Genomic DNA, 19,652 nt, shown 5'->3' with positions numbered 1-19,652 from the left:
GGTCAGGCATTGAACATGATGGAGCGGACGGAGGAGATCAGCTTCTCCGTCGGCAGGTTGGAGAAATTCTTGTCGATCTCGGCCATGGTCAGCGTGCGCGACTTGTCGGAGAGCTTGTTGCGCAGGTCGCCGAGCGTCTGCGGCGCGGCGCAGACGACCAGTCGATCGAAAGCCCCCTCGGCCGCGTAGTCATCGATGCGGCCGGCGACTTCCGCGGTGAACTTCTGCTGCTCCTCGCGCACCGGATCGCTCGAATATTCCATGGCGGAACGGCCATGCCCCACGGAGGAGCGGCTGCGGCCGGGCTTGTCGGCCATGATGTCCTGTGCCTTCTTCGGCTCCCATCGAAAGACCTCCTGCTCCGGGCTCTGCTGGCCATCCTTCATCAGGTTCACGCCCTTGAGAAGGCGTGCCTGATTGCCGTCAGCGGCGAGAATCCAAGTCGTAGCGGTCATGTTTCACTCCCGTAGCGAGGTTCATGGACAGGCGGGCGAATCCGCCCTGCGCAGCATCCGACAGGATTGTGGCAGGATGCGCGTTGATCCAACGCACGGGTCGGGCGCATGTTCCGGCCGGCGCGGGCGGCACCCGGTCCTTTCGCACCTGCGAAAACTAGGACTTGACTTTTCCCCGCAAAACAACGACATGAGCCGCAGCGTCGCCCTTCGGCCGCCGCGTGAGCGAGCCTGAGATATCCCTGCAACGGGATGCTAAGAAGGACAAGCGCAAGAGAACGATCCGCCTCCCATTTGCGGATGACTGCGCAGACGATTGCCAACCAACCCACAAGTTCCCAATTCACGCGGGGTTCTTGACGCCAGACGAAACCGGAAGCGCATGGTGCGGTTCCGGCCCGGAGCAGTTCGAGCAAAGTGTGACGCGGTTTTGCGTCCCGACTGCGGATGGAAAAGTCGTTTGGCGCCCCGAAAGGTATTTGACTTGACCGCATTCCACGACCTCGGCCTCTCGAAGACCATCGTCGCCACGCTCTCCGCCCTCGGCTTTGAAAAAGCGACGCCGATCCAGGAAAAGGCCATCCCGCTCGTCCTCGAAGGCAGCGACCTGATCGGCCTTGCCCAGACCGGCACCGGCAAGACGGCCGCCTTCGGCCTGCCGATGATCGAAAAGCTCCTCGGCGATGCCCGCCGTCCCGATCCGCGCAACATCCGCGCTCTCATCCTCGCCCCGACCCGCGAACTGGTGAACCAGATCGCCGACAACCTGCGCGACTTCGTCAAGAAGACGCCGCTGCGCGTCGTGACCGTCGTCGGCGGCGCCTCGATCAACAAGCAGTCGGAAATGCTCTCGCGCGGCACCGACATCCTCGTCGCCACCCCCGGCCGCCTACTCGACCTCGTCAACCGCAGGTCCGTGACGCTGACCCAGGCCCGCTATCTCGTGCTCGACGAAGCCGACCAGATGCTCGACCTCGGCTTCATCCACGACCTGCGCAAGATTTCGAAGATGGTGCCGAAGAACCGCCAGACGCTGCTCTTCTCGGCGACCATGCCGAAGCTGATCGGCGAACTGGCCGGCGAGTACCTCGTCAACCCGAAGAAGGTCGAGGTCACGCCGCCCGGCAAGGCCGCCGACAGGGTGGAACAGTATGTCCACCACGTTCCCGGCAAGGACCAGAAGGCGCAGATCCTGCGCAAGACGCTCACCGACAATCCGGACGGCCTGTCGCTCGTCTTCTCGCGCACCAAGCACGGCGCCGAGAAGCTGATGAAGCATCTCGACCATATCGGCTTCAAGGCCGCCTCGATCCACGGCAACAAGAGCCAGGGCCAGCGCGAGCGCGCCCTCAAGGCCTTCCGTGACGGCGAGATCCGCGTGCTGGTCGCCACCGACGTCGCCGCCCGCGGCATCGACATTCCCGGCGTCACCCACGTCTACAACTACGACCTGCCGGAAGTACCGGACGCCTATGTGCACCGCATCGGCCGCACGGCCCGCAACGGCCGCGACGGCATCGCCATCGCCTTCTGCACGCCCGACGAAGCGCATCTCCTGCGCGACATCGAGAAGCTGATGGGCATCCAGATCGCGGTGGCGAGCGGCGAGCCCCCGGCCGTCGTGACGGCCGGCCCCGGCGGCAAGTCGGGCAAGGGCCGCGGCAATGGCGGCGGCCAGCGTTCCGGCAACGGCCGCGCCGGCCAGCGCCCCCAGCGCAAGCCCTTCGGCGACGGCACGCAGGCCGCTTCCGAGGGCGCGGCACCTGCCGCCGGCAAGCGCGCCCATGGCGGCCGCCCGCCGCAGAAGCAGGGCGAGCGCCAGAACCGCAACCACGGCGGCGGCAACGGCCAGGGCCGCCCGAACCACCACGGCAAGCCGCGCCGCGCGGAAGGCCAGCGCCGCGAACAGGCGTAAGCTATCGCTTTACGGATTGAGGAAACGGCGGGCTTCGGCCCGCCGTTTTCGTTTGGGCGAACCGCCACCCTACTCCGCCGGCGCGACGTCCTTGCGGTTGGTGAGGTAGACCCCGACCACGACGATGACCGTGCCGAGGATCATCGGGATCGTCAGTTCCTCGCCGAAGATGGCGGCGGCCTGGAGGGCGGCGATCGGCGGCACGAGATAGATGAGCGATGCCGCGCGCGAAACCTGGCCGCGGCGCAGAAGATAGAGCAGCAGCAGGATCGCCCCCATGGAGATGCCGAGCACCGACCAGGCGAGCAGCGCGACGAAGGCGAAGCCGAAATCGACATGCAGGTTCTCGAGGCACAGCGCCAGCGGCACGGTGACGATGAGCGCCCCGCCATATTGCAGGGTCGCGATGGCCCTGATGTCGCCGGCATGGAGATGCTGCTTCTGGTAGATCGTGCCGTAGGTGACGGCAGCCATGCCGATCATGTTGACGACGATGGCGAAGGCCGGGATCTCCCCCGCACCCGCGCCGAAGAATTTCGGCAGCACGGCCAACAACACGCCGAGGAAGCCGAGACAGAGGCCCGCCTTCTGCGCCAGACCCAAGCGTTCGCCGATGAAGAAGGGCGCGGCGAGCGCCGTCATCAGCGGCTGGAGCGCGGCGATGATGGAGGAAAGCGCCGCCGGCACGCCCTCGCCGATCGCCCACCAGACCGCCCCGAGATAGAGCCCGTGCAGGAAGGCGCCGGAGACGACGGCGTGCACGATCGTGTGCCGGTCGCGCGGCCAGGCCGCGCCGGTCACGATGCAGAAGGCGGCAAAGAGCACCGCCGCCGTCAGGTAGCGAATGGCAAGGAAGGTCAGCGGCTCGGAAACGAAGGTCGCGTATTTCGCGACGACCCAGCCGGTCGACCAGAGCAGGACGAAGATGGCCGGGGCCAGGCGATCGAGGGACATGGAACTTCCGGCGAAAGGACAATCGGTGCGCGAGCGATAGGCTCCGTCCCCACGATGGTCAAAGGAATTTCCTTGATGATTAGGTTCAACGAAAGACCGGGCGAAGCGGCTTTTCCGGCATCTGCCCATGTTTTTGGCAGATCGTGTCCCGCCCGCCTACCGCAAGCCGGAGCGGTGCACGGTCGTTTCGCGGAAAAACCGTCCCGCCGGCCGGTTCGGCCGCGTCCAAAGCGGTGTGAGAATTCTTTCCCGCTCATTGAGCATGGTTCTTGCTTTGCCCCTGATGTTGTACTCAAATGGCAAAAAAAGGGGAACACGCCTTTGGCATTTGACGAAATGATGAATGCGGACGCAGGCCCGCGGCAGCCATACGAAAACTACCATGACTGGTACGAGGGACAGGATCGGGCTCGCCTGATCGCCAAATCCAGGGACGCCGAGACCCTCTTTAGAAAGACCGGCATCACCTTCGCAGTCTACGGGCACGAAGACAGTTCCGAAAAGCTCATCCCCTTCGACATCATCCCCCGCATCATTTCCGGCCGCGAATGGCGCAGGCTCGCCCAGGGCATCGAGCAGCGGGTCATCGCCCTCAACGCCTTCCTCGACGACATCTATCACAAGCAGGAGATCATCAAGGCCGGCCGCGTGCCGCGCGAGCTGATCGAGCGCAACGTGGCCTTCCTGCCGCAGATGATCGGCTTCAAGCCGCCCGGCGGCGTCTATACCCACATCGTCGGCACCGATATCGTGCGCACCGGCGAGGACCAGTTCTACGTGCTGGAAGACAATGCCCGCACACCGTCCGGCGTCAGCTACATGCTGGAAAACCGGGAAACCATGATGCAGATGTTCCCCGAACTGTTCCACCTCAACAAGGTGCGGCCCGTCGAGGACTATCCCAAGCTCCTGCGCCAGAGCCTCGCCTCGCTCGCCCCGCCCGGCTGTTCGGGCAAGCCGCGTGTCGCCGTGCTCACCCCCGGCATCTTCAACTCCGCCTACTACGAGCACGCCTTCCTCGCCGACATGATGGGCGTGGAACTGGTCGAGGGCTCGGACCTGCGCGTCGTCGACGGCAAGGTGAAGATGCGCACGACCCGCGGCTACGAGGCGATCGACGTCCTCTACCGCCGCGTCGACGACGATTTCCTCGACCCCCTCACCTTCCGGCCGGATTCGGCACTCGGCATTCCCGGCATCATGGACGTCTACAAGGCCGGCAACATCACCATCGCGAACGCCCCCGGCACCGGCATTTCCGACGACAAGGCGATCTATTCCTACATGCCGGAGATCGTCGAATTCTATACCGGCCGCAAGGCGCTCCTGGAAAACGTGCCCACCTGGCGCTGCTCGGAGGAGGACAGCCTGAAATACGTGCTGGAGCACCTGAGCGAACTCGTGGTGAAGGAGGTGCACGGCTCGGGCGGCTACGGCATGCTCGTCGGCCCCACCGCCTCGAAGAAGGAATGCGCGGCCTTCGCCGAGAAGCTGAAGGCCCGGCCTGCGAACTACATCGCCCAGCCGACGCTCTCGCTTTCCACCGTGCCGATCCTCGTCAACAAGGGCATCGCGCCCCGTCATGTCGATCTTCGGCCCTATGTGCTCGTGTCCGACAAGGTGCAGATCATTCCCGGCGGGCTGACCCGCGTGGCGCTGAAGGAAGGCTCGCTGGTGGTCAATTCCAGCCAGGGCGGCGGCACGAAGGACACCTGGGTTCTGGAGGACTGAGCCGATGCTGGGAAGAACTGCAAACGGCCTCTACTGGATGTTCCGCTATATCGAGCGGGGCGAGAACATCGCCCGCCTCATCGATGCGGGCCTGCGCATGGCGCTGACGCGCTCCGGCTCGTCGGACGAAGACTGGGACGGCGTCCTGCAAAGCGCCGGCGTGCGCGAGGATTTCGACGCGGTGCATGGCAAGCTCACGGGCGCCGACGCGATCGACTACCTGCTGCGCGACTGCTCCAACCCGTCGAGCGTGATGTCCTGCATCGAATCGGCCCGCAACAATGCACGCATGGTGCGCACCGCGCTTACGCGGGAGACCTGGGAAGCGACCAACGAGTGCTGGATCGAATTCAAGGACATGCTGGCAAAGCGCATCCGCCCGGCGGAAATGCCCGAGGTGATCGACACGATCAAGCGGCGCACCGGCCTCATCCGCGGCGCCTTCCACGGCACCATGCTGCGCGACGATATCTACAACTTCTCGCGCATCGGCACCTTCATCGAGCGGGCGGACAACACCGCCCGCATCCTCGACGTGAAATACTACGTGCTGCTGCCGGCAATCGCGAAGGTCGGCTCGTCGCTCGACAACATGCAATGGGAATCGATCCTGCGCTCGGTCTCCGCGCACCGTTCCTATAGCTGGGTCTATGACGGCGACTATTCCTCGACCAACATCTCCGACTTCCTGATCCTCAACGACCGCATGCCGCGCTCGCTCGCCTACAGCTACGACAAGATCGTCAGCAATCTCGGCTATCTGGCTAAGCTCTACGGCGACAACCACGCGGCGCACGAAACGGCGTCCGCCACGCTGATGCTGCTTCGAAGCCGCACCATCGACGACATCATGGAACAGGGGCTTCACGAGTTCATCGAGGAGTTCATCGCGCACAACAACCGCCTCGGGGAGGAAATCTCCGAAGGCTACCGCTTCTATCGATAGGGCTGGCGAGCGATGCGACTGAAGATCAGCCACACGACCGAATATCACTATGACGACCCGGTGCAGTATTCCCTGCAGCGGCTTCGCCTGACGCCAAAGACCCAGCCGGGCCAGACGGTGCGCGCATGGTCGACCACCGTGCACGGCGCGCGGCTGGAGGCCGGCTATACCGATCATTTCGGCAACCATGTCGATCTCGTCAGCACCAATGCCGAGCAGGTGGGTATCCGCATCGTCGCCGAGGGCGAGGTGGAGACCGAGGACCGCGCCGGCGTCTTCGGCCCGCACCAGGGCTTCGTGCCGCTCTGGCTCTATCTCCGCGAGACGCCGCTGACCAGGCCCGGCAGGCTGTTGCGCGACCTCGCCGGAACCGCCAGCGGCGACAACGAACTGGGGCGCATGCATGCCCTGATGGGCGCCATCCACGAGACCGTCGCCTATAAGCCGGGCGAAACGGCCTCCGACACGACGGCCGAACAGGCGCTGGAGAAGAGGCAGGGCGTCTGTCAGGACCACGCCCATGTCTTCCTTGCCGCCGCGCGCCATCTCGGCCTGCCGGCGCGCTATGTCTCAGGCTACCTGCTGATGGAGACGCCGGAGCAGACGGCAAGCCATGCCTGGGCGGAGGTGCACCTGCAGGGCCTCGGCTGGGTCGGCTTCGACGCCGCCAACAAGATCTGCCCGGATGCGCGTTACGTGCGGCTGTCGGCCGGCCTCGACTACAAGGACGCCGCGCCCGTCTCGGGCATGGTGCTCGGGCGCTCGGCCGAGACGATGCGCGTCGCCATCACGGTGGAGACGGCCGGCCAGAGCCAGTCGCAGAGCCAGAGCTGACACAAAACGGGCGCGATCTCTCGACCGCGCCCGAAAAATTCAGTGGCTGTCCTTGCCGACCGCGTTGCCGCGGCACCCCTTCAGGAAATCGAGGTCCGCGCCGGTATCGGCGCCCTGGACGTGCTGCTGGTGCAGCCAGGCATAGCCGGAGGACGGCAACTCGTGGTTCGGCTTCCAGTCGGCGAGCCGGCTCGCCAGCTCCTCGTCGGAAATGTCGAGATGCAGGCGGCGGGTTGGCACGTCGAGCTCGATCATGTCGCCGTTCCTGACGACGGCGAGCGGACCGCCGACGGCCGCTTCCGGCGAGGTGTGCAGCACCACGGTGCCGTAGGCCGTGCCGGACATGCGGGCATCCGAGATGCGCACCATGTCGGTGATGCCCTTCTTGAGCACCTTCGGCGGCAGACCCATATTGCCGACCTCCGCCATGCCCGGATAGCCCTTGGGTCCACAGTTCTTCATGACCATGACGCAGGTCTCGTCGATATCGAGAGCGTCGTCGTTGATCTTGGCCTTGTAGTCGTCGATGTCCTCGAAGACGACCGCCCTGCCGCGATGGGTGAGGAGATGCGGCGAGGCCGCCGAGGGCTTCAGCACCGCGCCCTTGGGGGCGAGGTTGCCGCGCAGCACGACGATGCCGCCCGATTGCGTCAGCGCCTCTTCCGCCGGCAGGATCACGTCCTCGTTCCAGTTGACGACGTCCTTGACCTCGTCCCACATGGTCTCGCCCGACACCGTCAGCGCGCCCTTGTGCAGCAGGCCGGCCTCGCCGAGGCGCTTCAGCACCACCGGCAGGCCGCCGGCATAGAAGAACTCCTCCATCAGATACTTGCCCGACGGCATGAGGTTGACGACGGTCGGCACGTCGCGCCCGCACCGGTCCCAGTCGTCCAGCGTCAGGTCGATGCCGACGCGGCCGGCGACGGCGAGCAGGTGGATCACCGCATTGGTCGAGCCGCCGATGGCCGCATTGGTGCGGATGGCGTTCTCGAAAGCCTCTTTCGTCAGGATGTCCGAGGGCTTCAGGTCGTCCTTGACCATCTGGACGATGCGGCGCCCGGTGAGCTGCGCCATGACCTTGCGGCGGGAATCGACCGCCGGGATCGCGGCATTGCCGGACAGCGCCATGCCGAGCGCCTCGGCCATCGAGGCCATGGTGGAGGCCGTGCCCATCGTGTTGCAGGTGCCCGACGAGCGGCTCATCGACGCCTCGGCCTCGAGGAATTCGGCCTGCGTCATCTCGCCGGCCTTCACCATTTCGGAAAATTTCCACAGATGCGTGCCCGAACCGACGCGCTCGCCGCGGAAATAGCCGTTCAGCATCGGGCCGCCGGTGACGACGATCGACGGCAGGTCGACCGAGCTTGCGCCCATCAGCAGCGACGGCGTGGTCTTGTCGCAGCCGACCATCAGCACGCAGCCGTCCATCGGCTGGCCGCGGATCGCCTCCTCCACCGCGAGCGCGGCGAGGTTGCGGTACATCATCGCCGTCGGGCGGAAGGTGTTTTCGGACGCCGAGAACACGGGCACTTCGAGCGGGAACCCGCCCGCCTCCCAGACGCCGGCCTTCACCTTCTCGGCAAGCTCGCGCAGATGGCCGTTGCACGGCGTCATGTCCGACCAGGTGTTGAGGATGCCGATGACGGGGCGGCCGTCGAACAGGTCGTGCGGATAGCCCTGGTTCTTCATCCAGCCGCGATGATAGATCACGTCGCGGCTGGTGCCGCCGTACCATTCCTGCGAGCGCAGCCTGCGCGGCCATTCAGCTTTCTTCTTCATCTCTTCCAGTCCTCGAAGGGACCGCCCGAAAGATCCGGACGGCTTTGTCTCACGCCAGCGTGTAGGCGGTCTTGACGGTCGTATAGAATTCGTTGGCGTATCTGCCCTGCTCGCGCGGGCCGTGGGACGAGCCCTTGCGCCCGCCGAAGGGCACATGGAAATCGACGCCGGCCGTCGGCAGGTTGACCATGACCATGCCGGCCTCCGCATTGCGCTTGAAATGCGTCGCATGCTTGAGGCTGGTCGTCGCGATGCCGGAGGAGAGGCCGAAGGGCGTGTCGTTGGCGACAGCCAGCGCCTCCTCGTAGTCCTTGACGCAGATGACCGCGGCGACGGGGCCGAAGATCTCCTCGCGCGAGATGCGCATCTCGTTGGTCGCCTCGGTGAAGAGCGCGGGCGAAAGATAGAAGCCGGGCGTCTCTCGCTTCAGAAGCTCCCCACCGAAGGCGAGCTTCGCGCCTTCCTTTTGGCCGATCTCGATATAGTCCGTGTCCTGCTTCAACTGGCTCTCGTCGACGACCGGGCCGATATGCGTGCCTGCCTTCAGCGCGTCGTCGACGACAACACCTTTCAGCCGCTCGCCGACGGCCGCGACGAACCGGTCATGGATGCCTTCCGTGACGATGATGCGCGAGGAGGCGGTGCAGCGCTGGCCGGTGGAGAAGAAGGCCGAGTTGACGGCGGCTTCCACGGCGACATCGAGATCCGCATCGTCGAGCACGACGAAGGGGTTCTTGCCGCCCATTTCGAGCTGGTACTTGCGGTTATGCTCGACGGAGGCGAGCGCCACGCGCTTGCCCGTGCCGGTCGATCCGGTGAAGGTGATGGCGTTGACGTCGGGGCTGTCGAGCATGGCCTGGCCGACGACGGAGCCCTTGCCCATGACGAGGTTCAGGACGCCCTTCGGCAGGCCGGCACGCACGAGGATATCGACGATGGCCCAGGAACAGCCGGGCACCAGCTCGGCCGGCTTGAAGACGACCGTGTTGCCGTAGGCGAGCGCCGGCGCGATCTTCCAGGCGGGAATGGCGATCGGGAAATTCCACGGCGTGATGATGCCGACGACGCCGACCGGCTCGCGGGTGATCTCGACGCCGATGTTCGGGCGCACCGAGGGCAGCACCTCGCCGGCAAGGCGCAAGGTCTCGCCCGCGAAGAAATCGAAGATCTGGCCGGCGCGCACCGTCTCGCCGATACCTTCGGCGAGCGTCTTGCCCTCCTCGCGCGAGAGCAGCCGGCCGAGCTCGTCCTTGCGGGCGAGGATCTCGTCGGCGGCCTTGCGCAGGATCGCGTGGCGCTCCAGGATGCCCGAGCGCGACCAGGCCGGAAGGGCCGCCTTGGCCGCTGCGATCGCCGCCCTGGTGTCCTCGACCGAGGCACGGGCATATTCGCCGACCACGTCGCCCGTGTTCGACGGGTTGATGTTCCTGACGGCATCCGAGCCGACCCATTCGCCGGCAATCAGGTTCTGGTGGATCGTCATGGCCGGGGCCTCCTGTCACTCACGGCGCGGCCCGGGGGCCGACGCGTCGATTACAATTGACGGATTTCGATCTCTTCTTCCTTGGCAATCGCCAGGGAATTGCGCAGCGGCAGGCCGAAACCTTCCGCGCCGATCTCGAACACGTCGCCCGCCTCGGTGCGGATGCCGTCGCCAAAGGACAGCGTCGCCGTGCCGAACATGTGGACATGGATATCGCCCGGCGCGCGGAACAGGCCGTATTTGAAATGATGGTATTCGAGGTTGGCGAAGGTATGGGACATGTTCGCCTCGCCGGAGACGAAGGGTTTTTCCCACAGGACCGTGCCGCCGCGCACGATGCGCGAGAAGCCGCGGATATCGTCCGGCGGGCTGCCCACGCGGATCTCCGGGCCGAAGCTCGCCTGGCGCAGCTTCGAATGGGCGAGATAGAGATAGTTGATGCGCTCCGTCACATGGTCGGAGAATTCGTTAGACACGGCGAAGCCGATGCGGAAGGGCGAACCGTCGGCGGCAATCACGTAGATGCCGGCCATTTCCGGCTCCTCGCCGCCGTCGAGCGCGAAGGAGGGCGAGGTGAGCGGGCCGCCCGGCGCGACGGCCTGGCTGCCGTTGCCCTTGTAGAACCATTCCGGCTGCACGCCCTTCTCGCCCGGCTTCGGCTTGCCGTTCTCAAGGCCCATGCGGAACATCTTCATGGAATCCGTCAGGGTCTCCTCGGCCGCTTCCGACGTCTTCTTGTGCATGGAATCGCGCGTCGCGGCGGAGCCGAGATGGGTGAGGCCCGTGCCGGTCAGGTGGAGATGGGCGGCATCCGGATGGGTGATCGGCGAGAGCAGCCGGCCGGCGGCATAGGCCGCCGCGAGATCGACCGCCGCGCCGAGGCCCCTGGCCTGGATGGCGGCCTCCAGCGACTGCCCGCCGTTCGCCGCTTCCATGGCGAGCGCATAGACGCTTTGCGCGCCCTCTACCGCGCGGCCCTCGCCGCCCTCCTCGCGCACGACCACCGTGATCGAGCCGTCGGCATTCGCTACCTGAGATATCAGCATCTTCGTTTCCTTCCTGAAGCCCACTCCGGCCAAAGCTTCGCACCTGCGGCGGACGGACGTCACCGCACTGGCCGCGTCCGCAGCCGGTCAAACACGCTTGCAATCCTCGGGCTGACCGGTTCCCCGGTCAGCCCTTGTTCTTGTTGTAGACGTCGAAGAACACGGCGGCGAGCAGCACCAGGCCCTTGATGAGCTGCTGGTAGTCGATGCCGATGCCCATGATCGACATGCCGTTGTTCATGACGCCCATGATGAAGGCGCCGATGACCGCGCCGGTGATCTTGCCGACGCCGCCCGAGGCCGAGGCGCCGCCGATGAAGCAGGCCGCGATGACGTCGAGCTCGAAGCCGACGCCGGCCTTCGGCGTTGCCGAATTGAGGCGGGCGGCGATGATCATGCCGGCGAGCGCGGCGAGCGCCCCCATATTGACGAAGGTGTAGAAGGTCAGCCGCTCGGTGTTGATGCCCGAGAGCTTCGCCGCCTTCTCGTTGCCGCCCATGGCATAGATACGCCGGCCGATCGTCGTGCGCGTCGTCACGAAGGTGTAGAGGGCGATGAGCAGGCCCATGATGACGAGGACGTTCGGCAGCCCGCGATAGGTGGAAAGCTGGAAGCCGAGGAAGATCGCCACGGCCGCGGTGACGGCCATCTGCACGGCGAAGAAGGCGAAGGGCTCGTTCTCCGTCTCGTGCAGCGTGTTCATGCGCCGCTCGCGCAGGCCCGCATAGACGGCGTAGCCGACGAGCAGGAGAACGGCGACGAGCGCGACATAGTTCTTGATGAGGCTGGTCGCCGGATCGGTGAGCGGCAGGAAATCCGGCACGAAGCCCGTGGAGAGGATCTGGAATTCCTTCGGGAACGGGCCGACCGGGCGGCCGCCGAGCACGACATAGGTCATGCCGCGGAAGACGAGCATGCCGGCGAGCGTGACGATGAAGGACGGGATCTTCTGGTAGGCCACCCAATAGCCCTGCGCAGCCCCCATCAGCGCGCCGATGAGAATGGACAGCGGCACGACGACGATGGCCGGCAGCCCCCATTTCACCAGCATGATCGCCGATATCGCGCCGATGAAGGCGACGATGGAGCCGACCGAGAGGTCGATGTGCCCCGCCACGATGATCAGCAGCATGCCCAGCGCCATGATGACGATGAACGAGTTCTGCAGCACCAGGTTGGTGATGTTGACCGGACGGAAGAGCACGCCGTTGGTGATGACCTGGAAGAAGATCATGATGACGACCAGCGCGACGAGCAGGCCGTATTCGCGGATGTTCTTGCGCAGGTAGTCTCCCACCGAAGGCTGGGTCGTCTTGGTCGCGGTATCGGTGGCCATTAGTGTTTCTCCCCGGAGCGCATGATGGCGCGCATGATGGATTCCTGGCTTGCTTCCGCCTTGGAAAGCTCGGCCACGATGCGTCCTTCGTTCATGACATAGATGCGATCGCAGGTCCCGAGCAGTTCCGGCATCTCCGACGAGATCATCAGGATGCCCTTGCCCTCGGCGGCAAGCTGGTTGATGATGGAATAGATTTCGAACTTGGCGCCGACATCGATGCCGCGCGTCGGCTCGTCGAGGATCAGCACCTGCGGATCCGTGAAGAGCCACTTGGACAGCACCACCTTCTGCTGGTTGCCGCCCGAAAGGTTGACCGCTTCCTGATAGATCGAGTGCGAGCGGATGCGCAGCTTCTGGCGATAGCCGGAGGCGACCTTGGCTTCCTGGTGATTGTCGATGATCGTCGCCTTCGACACGCCGCCGAGATTGGCGAGCGTCGTGTTGTGCATGATGTTGTCGATCAGCACGAGGCCGAGCTGCTTGCGGTCCTCGGTCACATAGGCAAGGCCGGCCTCGATCGCCTTCGGGATCGTGCTGACGTCCACCGGCTTGCCGCGCATGGAGACCTCGCCGGTGATCTTGTGGCCCCAGGACTTGCCGAACAGGCTCATCGCCGTCTCGGTGCGGCCCGCGCCCATCAGGCCGGCAATGCCGACGACCTCGCCGGCGCGTACGTTGAAGCCGATATCGTGCAGGAACTGCCGGTCGCGGTGATGTTGGTGGAAGACGTTCCAGTTCTTCACCTCCAGCAGCGTCTCGCCGATCTTCGGCTCGCGCGGCGGATAGCGGTCCTCCATCTCGCGGCCGACCATGCCCTTGATGATGCGGTCCTCGGAGATATCCTCGTGATGACAGTCCAGCGTCTCGACGGTGCCGCCGTCGCGCAGGATGGTGATCTGGTCGGCGACCTTCTTGATCTCGTTCAGCTTGTGCGAAATGATGATCGAGGTCATGCCCTGCGCGCGGAACTCCACGAGCAGCTTCAGGAGCGCGTCGGAGTCCTTTTCGTTCAGCGAGGCGGTCGGCTCGTCCAGGATGAGCAGGCGCACCTTCTTGGACAGCGCCTTGGCGATCTCGACGAGCTGCTGCTTGCCCACGCCGATATCGGTGATCAGCGTCGACGGCGGTTCCTTGAGGCCCACCTTGTCGAGCAGTTCCTGCGTGCGGCGGAAGGTTGCCTTCCAGTCGATGACGCCGTTCATGGCCACCTCGTTGCCGAGGAAGATGTTTTCCGCGATCGACAGGAGCGGCACCAGCGCCAGTTCCTGGTGGATGATGATGATGCCGAGATGCTCGCTGTCAGCGATCGTGGAGAAGCGGCGGACTTCGCCGTCGAAATGGATTTCGCCCTCGTAGGAGCCGGCCGGATAGACGCCGCTCAACACTTTCATGAGGGTGGATTTGCCGGCGCCGTTTTCGCCGACAAGGGCGTGGATCTCGCCTTCGCGGACCTTCAGGTTGACGTTGTCGAGGGCTTTCACGCCCGGAAACGTCTTCGTGATGCCGCGCATTTCGAGAAGGGTCTTGGTCATGTATCAGTTTCCAGCGGCCGCTCATCCCCATCGGCGGGGAGACCGAGCCTAGTCGCTCTGCGATCCGGAGAAAAGAGGGTTCGCGCTGGCTGCGCGAACCCCGGAGAGGAAGAAGGGATCAGTTCTTCAACTGGTCGGCCGTGTAGTAGGCCGAGTCCGTGACGAGGATCTGCTCCGCGTTGGACTTGTCGACGGCGACAGGCTTCAGGAGGTAGGACGGAACGACCTTGACGCCGTTGTCGTAGGTCTTGGTGTCGTTCACTTCCGGCTCCTTGCCTTCCAGAAGCGCGTTGACCATGCCGACGGTGACCTTGGCCAGTTCGCGCGTGTCCTTGAAGACCGTGGAATACTGCTCGTCGGCGAGGATCGACTTGACGGACGGCAGTTCCGCATCCTGACCGGTGACGACCGCCATCGGCTGGTCGCCCGAGCCGTAGCCGATGCCCTTGAGGGCCGACAGGATGCCGATGGAAAGGCCGTCATAGGGCGACAGGACGCCATCGACGCGGCCGTCGGTGTAGGTCGAGGAGAGCAGGTTTTCCATGCGGGCCTGCGCGACGGCGCCGTCCCAGCGCAGCGTGCCGACGGTTTCCATGCCAGTCTGGCCCGACTTGATGACGATATCGCCGCTGTCGATCAGCGGCTGGATGACCGACATCGCGCCGTCATAGAAGAAGAAGGCATTGTTGTCGTCCGGCGAACCGCCGAACAGCTCGACGTTCCACGGCTTGGTGTCCGGGAACTTCGCCTTCAGGCCCTCCACGAGGCTGGTGGCCTGGAGAACGCCGACCTGGAAGTTGTCGAAGGTGGCGTAGTAGTCGACATTGCCCGAATCGCGGATGAGGCGGTCATAGGCGATGACCTTCACGCCGGCATCGGCCGACTTCTGGAGAATGTCGGAGAGCGTCGTGCCGTCGATGGCGCCGATGACGAGAACCTTGGCGCCCTTGGTGACCATGTTCTCGATCTGGGCGAGCTGGTTCGGGATATCGTCGTCAGCGAACTGCAGGTCCGGCGTGTAGCCGGCGTCCTTGAAGAGCTTCTCCATCGTCTCGCCGTCGGAAATCCAGCGGGTCGAGGTCTTGGTGGGCATGGAAATGCCGACCATGCCCTTGTCCTGGGCGAAGGACGGCGCCACGAACGACGCAACGCTGATGGCAGCGGCGGCGAGAAGCGAAGTGATCATTTTCATTGAAAGGTCTCTCCCTGGTGCGCGCTGGCCGAGATCGCGGCCAGGCATTGTTCTGTGCACGGGCGGGGTCGCATTCAGACGACGGCCTGGACTGGAGGGCAGAAAGCCCGCCGGCCCTTCTCCCAAGGACCCCAGCGCACATCGGCGCAACCTCTACCGAATTGCCATAACTGTCAAATGCAATAAGCTTCTAATTCAATATCAAAGTTGATATACAGAGCCGGATATATACTATTTTTATCGATCGAGGTAACCATGCGTTCAGACGAGGATATCGAGGCGCAACTTTTCCCGGGCGGCGGGGGGGACGACCTGCAGGGCGGCGCCCTGTTGCGCGGCGGCCTGAAGCTCAGCCACCTGCGCACGATCGTCGCCATCGAGGAGCACGGCCAGGTGAGCGCGGCCGCCGATGCGCTGAACATCTCGCAGCCCGCCGCCTCCCGCATGCTGACGGAAATGGAGACCATCCTCAAGGCGCAACTTTGCGAGCGCGTCTCGCGCGGCGTGGCCCTCACCGCCTTCGGCCGGGCCTTCGCGCGGCGGGCGCGCACCATCCTGCTGGAACTGCGCGAGGTCGACCGCGAGCTTTCCGCCCTGAAATCCGGCACCGGCGGCTCGGTCTTTCTCGGCTCGGTGACGGCACCGGCGATCAGCCTCGCCGTGCCGGCGATCCAGCAGGTCAGCGCCGCCTATCCCGGCATCGAGGTGAACGTGCGCGTGGAGACGAGCAACGTGCTCGCCCGCGAACTCCTGGCCGCGCGGCAGGACTTCATCATCGCCCGTGTGCCCGACGATCTCAACCCGCGGCTCTTCGACGTCACCGAGATCGGCATCGAGAGGGCCTGCCTCATCGTGCGCAAGGGCCATCCGCTGCTGGAAAAGCCCGTCGCCGGGCTTACCGACCTGCCGCATTACGACTGGGTCTTCCAGCCGGCCGGCACGTTGCTTCGCCGGCGTATCGAGGACCTGTTCCTGGCCGCCGGCGTACCGCTGCCCTCCACCGTGGTCAACACCTCGTCCATCCTGCTGACGACCGCCATCGTCTGCGGCTCGAACGCGATCGCCCCCGTCGCCCGCGACATGGCCGTCTTCATCGCCGAGGTTGGTGCGCAGGCGGGCGAGATCAGCATCCTCAACACCGATTTCGAGATCGACATCAAGCCGTACAGCCTTATCTCCGTCAAAGGCAGGGCGCTGCCGCCGAGCGCCAAACTGCTCTATGATCTGATCCTGCAACGCAGCCGGATGCTTTCGCCGGACTGAGGAGGCCTTTCATGTTCGGCATGACCGTTTTCGAATCCGTGCTGGAACGGCTGAAGGCCGAGGCGCGCCAGGCCGCCGAGGACGAAGCCCCCGACGACGACGGCCCGGCCGAGGTGCGCGGCCTGCCCTCCGGCTTTGCCGGCCTCGGCACGGGCGGGGTCTTCATGTCCGGCCCGCAGGCCGCCGCCGCCTATCTCGATCTCTACGAGGAGCCGGCCCCCGCCGCGCCGGAGCAGCCGGCGCCCGCCGAACCGCCGCCGCCCCCGCCGCATCTCCTGCGCATCGCGCCGGAGGAGGTGGCAAGCGACCTCGGCCTCACCGGTCGGGAAAGCGTGGAGGCGCTGCTCGCCCGCCGGCGCGGCTTCGCGCGGGAGAACCATCCCGACCGCGCGCCGGAGGACCTGCGCGCCAATGCGACCTTGCGCATGAAGATCGCCAACATGCTGATCGACGAGACGATCCGGCGGATCAATGTGGAAAAGAGCCTCGGCCTGTCGCGCTGAGGGTCGCGGCTCAGCTCTCCGGCTCGTGCTCCGGCGGCTTTGCGGCCGGGTCCGACGGTTTGAAGAAGAGGATGAGCTGCGCGAAGGCATAGGCCGAGACGACGAGGAAGATCGTGCCCCAGGTCTGCTCGCCATTGTAGAACTCCACCGCCGTCCAGGCGGCACAGCTCCCGACCAGAAGCAGCCGCCGCCAGAGCGGGCGGTAGAACGGGTGGTCGGGATCGATGAACTTCATGAAGGTCTCCTGGCGCTTGCCCGCCTACATAGGCGGTTTTCCCGCGGGAGGAAACCGGCTTTCAAGCATCGAGCCGCTCCAGGAACGCGACAAGCTCGGCGGGCGCGATATCGACGCCATGGCCCTTTTCCGGATAGGCGCCCGAGCGCACGTCGTCGGCATATTCGCGGAAGGCGGCGATGCGCTCCTGCTGCAGCCGGTCGTATTCGGCGGCGAAGTTGCGGTAGACCTTGGCATGGCGCGGAATGTGCCCGCGGTTCTGGCCGAGCACGTCCTCGGCGAAGAGATATTGCGCATCGCAGCCCGTGCCCGCGCCCATGGAGAGCATGACGAGCCCCGTCCTCGCGCTGATCGCCGCGGCGATCTCGCCGGGCACGACCTCGATCTCGGCCGCGAAGGCGCCCGCCTCCTCCAGCGCCTTGACCTGCCGGAAGATCTCCAGCGCGCTTTCCGCCGTCTTGCCGACGGCACGGAAGCCGCCGGTCCAAGTGGCCTTGGAGGGGATGAGCCCGACATGGCCGCAGACCGGGATGCCCTCCTCGCGCAGGCGCCGGACGGTGGAAAGCCCGGCCGCGCAATAGACGGCGTCGCCCCCCGCTTTCATCGCCTGGAAGGCGCCGCGCAGATAATCGTCCGCCGTGACGAAATCGCCGTATTCCAGCCCCGGAAAGGCGAAGACTGTGGGCGCCGCCTCGCGGAAGGCCGGGCCCAGCAGCGCCGGCGGCACGGAGACGAGGTCGATGCCCGCCTGTTCGGCGGCCTCCGCCTCCTCCAGCGTGACGACGCGCAGCATGGTGAGCTGCCGCTTGCCCTTCATCGCCCTGAGATCGGCAACGGTCGGTCTTCTGGTTTTCATCCTGTCCTCCGGGCCGCGCTTCAGGCGGCGAGCAATGTCTTCAACTTGGTTTCCGGCGCGGCAAGCGCGGCGGGATCGGGATGCCGGCGGGCGGCGATCAGCATTTCCGCAAGGCGGATGTCGCGGGCGACCGCATTGCCCCTGCCGATGCCGCTTACCGCGATCAGCCGGCCCACGGCATCGAGATGGAAGAGGATGAAGGCACCCTCGCCGAGATCGCGCCGAACCGTCGCCGCCGCGCCGTCGGCAAGCCCGGCGATCTGCAGCGTCATGTCGTACTGGTCCGACCAGAACCACGGCACGGCGCAATGCGCCTCGTCGCCGCCGAGCATGTTGGCCGCCGCAAGCTGGCCCTGCTCCTGCGCATTGCGCCAGGATTCGAGCCGGACGCGCCGGTCGCCGTAGAGCGGCAGCGGATAGGACGCGCAGTCGCCGGCCGCAAGAATATCCGGATCGGAGGTGCGCAGCAGGCCGTCGACGGCGATGCCGTTGTCCACGGCAAGCCCCGCCGCCTCCGCCAGTTCCGTGTTCGGCACCGCGCCGATGCCGACGACCAGCAGGCTTGCCGCGACGACGCGGCCGTCCTCCAGCATGAGGCGCACCTCGCCCGGCCGCTCCTCGATGTTCGCGACCTTCGCGCCGCACAGCACTTCGACGCCCTCTTCCGCATGGCGGCCGGCGACGATGGCGGCGATCTCCGCCGGCACGCCGCGGCTGAGGACGCGCTGCAGGCCCTCGACGAGCGTCACGCTCGCGCCCAGCTTGCGGGCGCTCGCCGCCAGTTCCAGGCCGATGAAGCCGCCGCCGAGAATGGCAATGTGGCTTCCCTCCACGAGATGGGCGCGGATGCGCTGCGCATCGTCATGGCTGCGCAGGGCGGCGATGCGCCCGCCGCAGGCCGTGCCCGGCAGGGCGCGCGGACGCGCGCCGGTCGCCAGCAGCAATTTGTCATAGGGGAGCGCCGCGCCGTCGCCGAGCAGCACCCGCCGGCCGGCCCGGTCGATCGCAAGCACCGTGCGGCCGGGCAATACCGCGATACCGGCGGCGGCATAGCGCCCGGCATCGGCGACGAGTTTCGGGCCGGCGCCGGCGACCAGCGCCTCCTTGGAGAGCGGCGGACGCTCATAGGGCAGATGCGTTTCGCTGCCGACCAGGGTGATCGTGCCGTCGAAACCCTTTTCCCTCAGCGCGAAGGCCGCGCGCGCACCGCATTCGCCGGCGCCGACGATGACGAAATCCGCCATGGCGTGATCCTCCCGAATATCGTGAAAGCTAGAGCCCGATGAAAACCGTGCCGCCCTCAACCTTGACCGGATAGGTCCGAAGGTCGATGCAGACCGGGGCGCCCTTGGCCTCGCCGGTCTTGTAGTCGAAGCGGCCGTTGTGCTTGGGACATTCGATGATGTGATCCATCACCAGCCCGTCGGCGAGGTGGATCTTCTCGTGGGTGCAGAGCCCGTCCGTCGCATGATAGGTGTCTTCCGGGCTGCGATAGATCGCAAAGGTGCGGCCCGCATGGTCGAAGCGGATGACGTCCTCTTCGTCGATCTCGTCCGCTGCGCAGACTTCTATCCAGGTATCGCTCATTG

General features: G+C 65.6%; 18 protein-coding genes. 6 read left to right on the top strand and 12 right to left on the bottom strand.

Annotated features, from left to right (window positions below; genetic code table 11):
- Positions 1-2: 2 nt before the first annotated feature.
- Complete coding sequence (locus AB3G45_RS11525; RefSeq protein WP_367830680.1) at positions 3-455, bottom strand: host attachment protein; 453 nt, start codon at positions 453-455, stop codon at positions 3-5.
- Between the two features lie 484 nt (positions 456-939).
- Between AB3G45_RS11525 and AB3G45_RS11520 the strand changes: the two genes are divergently transcribed.
- Positions 940-2,370 (top strand): DEAD/DEAH box helicase, encoded by a 1,431-nt coding sequence (locus tag AB3G45_RS11520; protein ID WP_367830679.1) that lies wholly within the window; start codon positions 940-942, stop codon positions 2,368-2,370.
- Positions 2,371-2,439: 69 nt separating this feature from the next.
- On the opposite strand, the gene AB3G45_RS11515 is transcribed toward AB3G45_RS11520, so the two are convergent.
- Complete coding sequence (locus AB3G45_RS11515; RefSeq protein ID WP_367830678.1) at positions 2,440-3,324, bottom strand: DMT family transporter; 885 nt, start codon at positions 3,322-3,324, stop codon at positions 2,440-2,442.
- A gap of 336 nt (positions 3,325-3,660) precedes the next feature.
- Between AB3G45_RS11515 and AB3G45_RS11510 the strand changes: the two genes are divergently transcribed.
- Genes AB3G45_RS11510 through AB3G45_RS11500 form a run of 3 tightly spaced genes read left to right on the top strand, consistent with a single transcriptional unit; the run spans position 3,661 to position 6,835 of the window.
- Complete coding sequence (locus tag AB3G45_RS11510; RefSeq protein ID WP_367833560.1) at positions 3,661-5,055, top strand: circularly permuted type 2 ATP-grasp protein; 1,395 nt, start codon at positions 3,661-3,663, stop codon at positions 5,053-5,055.
- Between the two features lie 4 nt (positions 5,056-5,059).
- The gene (locus AB3G45_RS11505; protein ID WP_367830677.1) at positions 5,060-6,001 is read left to right on the top strand and encodes an alpha-E domain-containing protein; all 942 of its coding nucleotides are present in this window, start codon (positions 5,060-5,062) and stop codon (positions 5,999-6,001) included.
- A 12-nt stretch (positions 6,002-6,013) separates the two neighbouring features.
- Positions 6,014-6,835, top strand: a complete 822-nt coding sequence (locus AB3G45_RS11500) for a transglutaminase domain-containing protein (RefSeq protein WP_367830676.1) — start codon at positions 6,014-6,016, stop codon at positions 6,833-6,835.
- Between the two features lie 39 nt (positions 6,836-6,874).
- On the opposite strand, the gene araD is transcribed toward AB3G45_RS11500, so the two are convergent.
- The 6 genes from araD to chvE all read right to left on the bottom strand — a co-directional run bounded on the left by araD (position 6,875) and on the right by chvE (position 15,206).
- On the bottom strand, positions 6,875-8,614 hold the full coding sequence (gene araD / locus AB3G45_RS11495; protein WP_367830675.1) for an L-arabinonate dehydratase: 1,740 nt from the start codon (positions 8,612-8,614) through the stop codon (positions 6,875-6,877).
- 49 nt (positions 8,615-8,663) lie between these two features.
- On the bottom strand, positions 8,664-10,097 hold the full coding sequence (locus AB3G45_RS11490; protein ID WP_367830674.1) for an aldehyde dehydrogenase family protein: 1,434 nt from the start codon (positions 10,095-10,097) through the stop codon (positions 8,664-8,666).
- Positions 10,098-10,147: 50 nt separating this feature from the next.
- Positions 10,148-11,143, bottom strand: a complete 996-nt coding sequence (araD1, locus tag AB3G45_RS11485) for an AraD1 family protein (RefSeq protein ID WP_367830673.1) — start codon at positions 11,141-11,143, stop codon at positions 10,148-10,150.
- A gap of 127 nt (positions 11,144-11,270) precedes the next feature.
- Positions 11,271-12,479: a multiple monosaccharide ABC transporter permease gene (gene mmsB, locus AB3G45_RS11480; protein ID WP_367830672.1), complete on the bottom strand. Its 1,209-nt coding sequence runs from the start codon at positions 12,477-12,479 to the stop codon at positions 11,271-11,273.
- Positions 12,479-14,014, bottom strand: coding sequence for a multiple monosaccharide ABC transporter ATP-binding protein (gene mmsA, locus AB3G45_RS11475; protein ID WP_367830671.1), 1,536 nt, complete (start codon positions 14,012-14,014; stop codon positions 12,479-12,481). The genes mmsB and mmsA overlap by 1 nt, the downstream gene beginning before the upstream one ends.
- Before the next feature lie 118 nt (positions 14,015-14,132).
- Complete coding sequence (gene chvE, locus AB3G45_RS11470) at positions 14,133-15,206, bottom strand: multiple monosaccharide ABC transporter substrate-binding protein (RefSeq protein WP_367830670.1); 1,074 nt, start codon at positions 15,204-15,206, stop codon at positions 14,133-14,135.
- A 255-nt stretch (positions 15,207-15,461) separates the two neighbouring features.
- Between chvE and AB3G45_RS11465 the strand changes: the two genes are divergently transcribed.
- The gene (locus AB3G45_RS11465) at positions 15,462-16,469 is read left to right on the top strand and encodes a LysR family transcriptional regulator (protein WP_367830669.1); all 1,008 of its coding nucleotides are present in this window, start codon (positions 15,462-15,464) and stop codon (positions 16,467-16,469) included.
- Positions 16,470-16,480: 11 nt separating this feature from the next.
- A complete protein-coding gene (locus AB3G45_RS11460) occupies positions 16,481-16,972 on the top strand; it encodes a hypothetical protein (RefSeq protein ID WP_367830668.1) in 492 nt (163 codons plus the stop codon).
- A gap of 10 nt (positions 16,973-16,982) precedes the next feature.
- On the opposite strand, the gene AB3G45_RS11455 is transcribed toward AB3G45_RS11460, so the two are convergent.
- From AB3G45_RS11455 to AB3G45_RS11440, 4 genes are all read right to left on the bottom strand, one after another.
- A complete protein-coding gene (locus tag AB3G45_RS11455; protein ID WP_367830667.1) occupies positions 16,983-17,207 on the bottom strand; it encodes a hypothetical protein in 225 nt (74 codons plus the stop codon).
- Positions 17,208-17,268: 61 nt separating this feature from the next.
- Positions 17,269-18,063 carry a 3-methyl-2-oxobutanoate hydroxymethyltransferase gene (locus AB3G45_RS11450; protein WP_367830666.1) on the bottom strand — a complete coding sequence of 265 codons (795 nt, stop codon included), beginning with the start codon at positions 18,061-18,063 and terminating at the stop codon, positions 17,269-17,271.
- Between the two features lie 20 nt (positions 18,064-18,083).
- Positions 18,084-19,307, bottom strand: coding sequence for an NAD(P)/FAD-dependent oxidoreductase (locus AB3G45_RS11445; RefSeq protein WP_367830665.1), 1,224 nt, complete (start codon positions 19,305-19,307; stop codon positions 18,084-18,086).
- A 28-nt stretch (positions 19,308-19,335) separates the two neighbouring features.
- The gene (locus AB3G45_RS11440; RefSeq protein ID WP_367830664.1) at positions 19,336-19,650 is read right to left on the bottom strand and encodes a MocE family 2Fe-2S type ferredoxin; all 315 of its coding nucleotides are present in this window, start codon (positions 19,648-19,650) and stop codon (positions 19,336-19,338) included.
- Between the last annotated feature and the right edge of the window lie 2 nt (positions 19,651-19,652).

Origin of the sequence: Shinella sp. S4-D37 (assembly GCF_040812195.1) — a bacterium.
In the GTDB taxonomy this organism is placed as follows: Bacteria; Pseudomonadota; Alphaproteobacteria; order Rhizobiales; family Rhizobiaceae; genus Shinella.
Note: the sequence above shows the minus strand (reverse complement) of the source record. Positions and strands in the feature narration are given on the sequence as shown.